The sequence below is a fragment of the Gulosibacter sediminis genome (assembly GCF_014904065.1).
In the GTDB taxonomy this organism is placed as follows: Bacteria; Actinomycetota; Actinomycetes; order Actinomycetales; family Microbacteriaceae; genus Gulosibacter; species Gulosibacter sediminis.
The window spans coordinates 178,292-181,067 of the sequence record NZ_JACXJG010000010.1 but is presented as its reverse complement, the minus strand read 5'-3'; the positions used below and the strand labels follow the sequence as shown (position 1 = coordinate 181,067).

Annotated in this window: 2 protein-coding genes and 1 pseudogene; all 3 read right to left on the bottom strand. The window is 67.4% G+C overall.

Going from position 1 to position 2,776, the window contains the following annotated elements; translation table 11 throughout:
- A partial coding sequence (locus tag ID132_RS13765) for an ATP-binding protein (RefSeq protein ID WP_328743704.1) occupies positions 1 to 525 on the bottom strand: 525 nt, incomplete at its 3' end.
- Positions 522 to 1,893: pseudogene (locus ID132_RS15210) on the bottom strand (transposase). The gene ID132_RS13765 and the pseudogene ID132_RS15210, both read right to left, overlap by 4 nt.
- A 7-nt stretch (positions 1,894 to 1,900) precedes the next feature.
- Positions 1,901 to 2,497 carry a recombinase family protein gene (locus tag ID132_RS06500; protein ID WP_193128153.1) on the bottom strand — a complete coding sequence of 199 codons (597 nt, stop codon included), beginning with the start codon at positions 2,495 to 2,497 and terminating at the stop codon, positions 1,901 to 1,903.
- Between the last annotated feature and the right edge of the window lie 279 nt (positions 2,498 to 2,776).

Below are 2,776 nucleotides of genomic sequence, written 5' to 3'. Positions count from 1 at the left end.
GTAGTGGCTGAACTGCTTCTCCAGGCCGGGCATGCCGATCAGGATCAGGGCGATGTCGTCGCGGTCGTAGCGATCGCGCAGCAGTTCCAGCGCGGCGGGACGCAGTCGTTCGGCCTCGTCGACGATGATCAGCTCCACGTAGTTCCTGCCGTGTCGCCATCCCCAGGCCTCGGGAGTGGCCGTGCCGGGAGGTACGAGGTGCTGCCCGATGCACATGTTGGTGCGGGTGATGGCTTGGGTCAGCTCGTCCTTCAGGGTCCGCGGGGTGGTCAGCACGCTGGGGGTGTAGAGCACGGTGCGGCTCCGGTTCAAGGCGGCGTAGATCTTGGCGTCGTTGTCGGAGCGCGGCCCCCAGTAGGTCAGCAGGTCATGAGCCTTCTCGTAGTGCGCGTAGCGGCGCGCGGAGAGTGTCTTTCCCACGCCGGCTGATCCGAAGCACAAACCGATGGTGTGCCCGCGGCGCACTGCGTCGGCGAACTCGGTGAAGCGGCGGTGCTCCTTGGTGACGATGAAGCGCTGGCTCACCTGAGGTCCTCCTTGTAGATCTTCAACGCCGACCTCGGCGCCGGAGCCGGTGCTTCGGTGATCCGTGGTGTCTCGGTAGGTGCGGCCACGAGGGCGATGCGTTCGTTGATGCCGGCTCGCAGCGCCCGGCGGCGGGCGTTGCGCGCGGCCTGGATCTCCTTGAGGCTGACCTTCTGGTCGTGGTGCTCTTGGTTGACGGCCTTGCAGACGAATTCGTCGTGATCGAAGACGCGGATCTCGGTGATGTCGCGGGGGTCGTAGCGGATCACGACCGAGCGTCCGACGTAGCCGGCCAGAGTTGGCGAGACGTAGCGCATGCCCTGGAAGCGGATGCCATCGCGGCGCACGACGCGGGTCTTGGCGACGGTCAACAGCAGTCCGTCGAGGTCTTCCAGGCTCTCGGGCATTCGGGGCAGCCAGCCATCGGCGATCCACGCGCTGCGCGGGGAGGTTCCGAGCTCGCTGTGCGTGCGGTCGTTGTAGGTGGCCACGAACGCCTCCAGGGCGCTATCGAGGGCGGCCAGGGACAGTTTCGGTGTCGGCCAGGGGTGCCCTTCGGTGATGTGTCCGGGCAGGGTGGCGAGTNGCCGAAGAACCGCTCGATCTTGCCCCGTCCCTGGGGTCGGGCGACGGTGGAGTGGATCAGTCGGATGTGGAGGTCGACGGCGGTGTGGGCGAGCTGGTCACTGGTGAAGTCGCTGCCGTGGTCGACGTAGAGCACGTCGGGCAGGCCGCACATCGGCCAGGCCGGGTCGGTCTTGTGCCAGATCGCTTGGCGTAGCGCCAGGGCGGTGTTCATCGCCGACGGTGCGCCCAGGAAGACTGTGTAGCCGCAGACCGCCCGGGAGCAGTCGTCGAGGATCGTTGTCAGCCATGGCCGTGCAGGCTTGCCGTCGGTGCCCACCACCAGGATGTCGAGCATGGTGTGATCGGATTGCCACATCGCGTTGGGCAGCTCTGCTTGCCGGCGTAGCACCAGCTCGTGCTTGTCGCGNCCCCCCCCAGGGCGAGGGTGACCATGCCGGGATCCAGGGTCCGCACGATGTCCCACACCACCGAGTAGGAGGGGACCGGCCACCTCCGGGCGGCGCAGATGCCCGTGACTTTGCGATGGATCGTGGCGATGGCCGGCCGCGGCTTGCTCAGTGCCAGGCCCTCGATCAGGTGGACGAGGTCGGGCGGAAGGCGGCGGGAGCCGGTGTCCGCTCGCGAGGCTGTCTCCAGTCCGGCGTAGCCGTCGGCGCGGTAGCGGGCGTGCCAGCGCTCCAGGGTCCGCAGCCCAACATCGGTCTCACGCGCTAAGCGCGCGAGGGGCACCTGGTCCTCGACGTGGAGCCTGAGGATTCGCCACCGCGCTCGAGCGTCCACGACGCACCTACTGCAAGGCGTTCTCGCGCCCGCGCTCGGCGCGCTGAAGGGCGCGGTAGACCGTGGAGCGGCCCACGCTGAACAGCTCGGCCAGCTCGCCCACGGTGTGCTCGTCGGCGGCATGTAGCTGGACGAGGTGAGCTTCTTGCCGGGGGGTGAGTTTCGGTGACTTCCCGCGCAGCCGGCCCTTGGCCTTGGCGACCTTCATCCCCTCGCGGGTGCGGGCACGGATGAGGTCGGCTTCGAATTCGGCGACCATCGCCAGCACGTTGAACAACAGTTTCCCCATCGGGTCGGTCGGGTCGTTCACCGATCCGGCGATGCTCAGCTTCACTTCCCGCGCCGCGAGGTCGTCGGCGATCTGGTGGGCATCACGGACCGAACGCGCCAGCCGATCGAGCTTGGTGACCACGAATGTATCGCCGTCCCGACACGCTGCCAGCGCCTGTCGCAGGCCCTCACGGTCGGCGTTGCGGCCCGTGAGCCCGTGATCGACGTAGATGCGCTTGGGATCGACGCCGAACGCCGCGAGTCCGTCACGCTGCGCGGTCAGGTCCTGCTCGTCGGTGGAGACTCGGGCATAGCCGACCTTCAAGGGGGACATGCTCCCCAGTGTGTCATATAGCCTCCCTTCACCGGACAGTTCACCGGACGGGTCTTNGCCAGGCGTGCCGTCGTTCCTTGTGAGCAGCCTCGCTCTGTGTCGTCGTTTTCGCTGCGGTCGGTGTCGGGTCAGGTGGTGCCGATGACGAGGGTGCTGCGGGCGGCTTCGACGACGTCGTTGGTGATGACGTCGAGCTCGTTGATCTTCAGGACGCGTTGGATCTGTGGGAGGAGGCGTTCGAGGAGTCGGAAGTTGCCTCGGGTGATGCGTTCGACGGCG